The organism is Candidatus Angelobacter sp. (assembly GCA_035607015.1).
Taxonomy (GTDB): domain Bacteria; phylum Verrucomicrobiota; class Verrucomicrobiia; order Limisphaerales; family AV2; genus AV2.
In genome coordinates this window covers 1-3,595 of sequence record DATNDF010000481.1, presented here as the reverse complement: position 1 = coordinate 3,595, position 3,595 = coordinate 1, and the positions used below count along the sequence as shown (strand labels likewise).

General features: G+C 58.6%; 3 protein-coding genes. All 3 read left to right on the top strand.

The features are described from left to right. On the top strand, window positions 1-1,498 hold a 1,498-nt coding region (locus tag VN887_19105), incomplete at its 5' end, for an ABC transporter permease (GenBank protein HXT42125.1). A gap of 23 nt (window positions 1,499-1,521) precedes the next feature. Next, a complete protein-coding gene (locus VN887_19100) occupies window positions 1,522-2,178 on the top strand; it encodes a hypothetical protein (protein ID HXT42124.1) in 657 nt (218 codons plus the stop codon). Window positions 2,179-2,288: 110 nt separating this feature from the next. Then, the gene (gene gap / locus VN887_19095; protein ID HXT42123.1) at window positions 2,289-3,362 is read left to right on the top strand and encodes a type I glyceraldehyde-3-phosphate dehydrogenase; all 1,074 of its coding nucleotides are present in this window, start codon (window positions 2,289-2,291) and stop codon (window positions 3,360-3,362) included. Window positions 3,363-3,595 lie beyond the last annotated feature (233 nt).

The following is a 3,595-nucleotide window of genomic DNA, read 5'->3' as shown; positions in this document are numbered from 1 at the left end:
CAAACAAGCGCGGCAGCCCGCGCGAGAACTGCTGTCCGAGGAGGGTGGCGCCGCGTTTGATTTTTCAAATTTCCGCTTTCGAAAACCCGGGCGGGCGAAACTGCTTGGCGTGGCGGCGGCGTTCGCCGCGCTCGCGTCGGTTGGCTGGGCTCTCTGGAAAAAGGACACGTCCAACGCCGAACTTTTTTTCAGCGCTGGTGCATTGCTGTTGTCCTCCGGGGTCGCGTTTTCTTCCGCCTGGCTCACGACGCTTTCACGTTCTGACGCGGGCGCGAAAATCACGATCGCGGGCATGAGCGTCCGCAACGCCGCGCGCCGGCGCAAACGGAGTCTTGCCACGCTCGGGCTTCTGGCCTGTGGCAGTTTCCTTATCGCGAGCGTTGGCGTGTTTCGCCTGGAAGTCGGCGGCGCCGGGAAACGCTCGTCGGGAACAGGAGGATTTGCCCTGGTCGGCGAATCCACCGTGCCGGTCGCGCAGGATCTGAACACCAGGACCGGGCAGGAGTTTTTTGGGTTGAACGAACAGGATCTGGCCGCGGTTTCATTCGTGCCGTTCCGCGTGCGCGACGGCGACGAGGCCAGCTGTCTGAACCTGAACCACGCGCAAAAACCGCGGTTGCTAGGCGTGAAACCGGAATTGCTCGCGGCGCGCAACGCATTCACTTTTGCAAAAACCATTCGAGACATTTCTCCCAAGAATCCCTGGCTCATCCTCGATCCTTCTGTTCATTCGGCGATGGGTGGGGTGGGTTCAATCAAAACTCCGTCGATTATCGACCCCTCAATTCCTGCGATCGGCGACGAGGCTTCGATTACATGGGCGATGGGTAAGAAGATTGGCGACACCCTCGATTACACTGACGAGCGCGGGCGGTCGTTCAAAATCAGGCTTGTGGGCGCAGTGGCCAATTCCATTCTGCAAGGCAACCTGATCATCGCCGAGGATCAATTTGTCGAGCGTTTCCCGTCAGAAGGCGGGTATCGAATGTTCCTGATCGACGCTCCCTCGAACCGCGTCGAGGCTGCATCGGCGTCCCTGTCCCGCGCGTTGCGGAATCACGGCTTCGAGATCACGCCGGCGGTGCGACGGCTGGCAGCGTTTAATGCGGTGCAAAACACTTACTTGAGCACGTTTCAAATTCTCGGCGGGCTGGGCCTGCTGCTTGGCAGCGCGGGAGTTGGCGTGGTGGTCCTGCGCAATGTTCTTGAAAGACGCGGCGAACTCGCCCTGCTCCTGGCGGTTGGTTACCGGGCTCGCGCGCTAAGATGGCTGATCGTAAGCGAGCACGGTGCGCTGCTGTTCCTGGGGCTGTTGATCGGCACGGCCTCCGCGCTCGTGGCGGTATTGCCGTCAGTGCTTTCACCAGGTGCGGAGGTACCGTATGCTTCGTTGGGGCTTACGCTTGCGGCGGTGTGCATCAGCGGTACCTTGTGGACATGGATTGCTACGGCGTTTGCTCTGCGTGGCCGCCTGCTCGACGCGCTGCGGAACGAGTAAAACTTGAGCGGAAGGCTGGATGTATGAACAAATGGTTTTGTTTTTTTGCGATGGGATGCGCAGTCGCGGTGAATCTCACCGCGCAGGGGACAAGAATACTTTATCAAAACGATTTTCAGAAGGCGGATACCGGCAAAGTCCCGGATGATTTCCTGGTGCTCGACGGCCGGTTCGCAGTGAAGGAGGAAGAGGGGAACAAGTTCCTCGAATTGCCAGGCGCCCCGCTCGACACTTTCGGAGTGTTGTTCGGCCCGACAGAAAAGGAGGGAATCACCGTCTCTGCCCGCGCATTCGGGACCAACAAAGGACGTCGGTATCCAACATTTGCCGTGGGATTGAACGGACAGGGCTCGGCCGCTTACCGTCTTCAGGTATCGCCGGCCAAAAAGGCCGTCGAGCTGTACCGCGGAGACGAAGTCAAAGCAAGCCTTCCATTCGAGTGGCGGTCGGGGACATGGACGACGCTCCGGTTGCGAGTGCGCAAGGTAACAGACGGCGATTGGAGCGTCGAAGGCAAAGTGTGGGTGGATGGCGGCAAGGAGCCGGGCGCGTGGATGGTCACCTTCGACGAGAAAGAACAGCCGGTTGCGGGCAAGGCTTCTATTTGGGCCAGCCCGTATGCGACCACACCAGTTCGTTTCGACGACTTGCTGGTCACGTCCGCAAGTGAGAAGCCCTGAAAAGATGCACGGGGTAACCGGCGTGTCCAGGATTCTCGTTGACGGTCAAGGCTTGCGCATTAACATGCGGCGCCTGGTCTTTTTTAACTTAAACTGGAGAAAGTAGAATTATGGCAGTCAAAGTAGCGATAAATGGATTTGGACGGATTGGCCGGCTGGTTTTCCGCGCCATGGTGGAACAAGGATTGATCGGCAAGAACATCGGCGCCGCGGGGGGGAAAGAGGTCGAGGTCGTCGCCGTCGGGGACATTGTCCCGGCTGACAACCTGGCCTATCTGTTGAAGTATGATTCCACGCAAGGCCGCTTTAACGGCAGCGTCGGGTCACGCAAATCCGCCGCTGACAAACCGGAGGACGATGTCCTGATTGTCAACGGCGTGGAGATCAAGGTCGTCAGCGCCAGGACGCCTGCGGAATTGCCCTGGAACCAACTGGGAGTCGATATCGTCATTGAATCCACGGGCCTGTTCACCGATGCCGAAAAGGCGAAAGGCCACCTCGCTGCGGGCGCGAAGAAAGTCATCATTTCCGCACCGGCGAAAGGTGAAGACATCACAGTCGTGATGGGCGTCAACCATGAAAAATACGAACCCACGAGACATCATATCATTTCAAACGCATCCTGCACGACGAACTGCCTCGCGCCACTCGTGCACGTGCTGCTCAAGGAAGGGTTCGGCATCGAGGAGGGTTTGATGACGACGATTCACGCTTATACGGCGACTCAAAAGACCGTCGATGGTCCGAGCAAGAAAGATTGGAAAGGCGGGCGCAGCGCGGCCATCAACATCATTCCTTCGACAACCGGCGCGGCCAGGGCGGTCGGCCTTGTTTGCCCCGAGGTCAAAGGCAAACTGACCGGCATGTCGTTCCGCGTGCCGACGCCAACGTCCTCGTGCGTCGACCTGACGGTTCGCACTGCCAGGGACACCAGCTACACGGAAATCACCGCGGCAATGAAGCGCGCAAGCGACTCGTATCTGAAAGGCATCCTTGACTTCACCACGGACGAAGTTGTCAGCACGGACTTCATTCATTGTCAGGCCTCCTCGATCTATGATGCTGGTTCGGGCATCGAACTAAACAAGCGCTTTTTCAAACTGGTGAGCTGGTACGACAACGAGTGGGGCTACAGCAACCGCGTGGCGGACTTGTTGAAATACATGATCAAAAAGGGGCTGTGATTCTGCGGGTGGGTGTCGGACAAAGCCGGCTCAGCGGATGACGGCGCACACGTGCCCGAGCAGTGCGGCGCTGATTTCGCCGGCGGTATGCGGCAAGGTCGCTGTCTTGCAAACCATCATGCGAGAGGCATACTGTCTCAAAGATGGTCAGGCGAAAGCGGATGGCGCGCGTGCTTTTTTGCGAGACTGAGAGTCGCGCTACACGGACTTATTTCACCCGACAGACAAGCGTC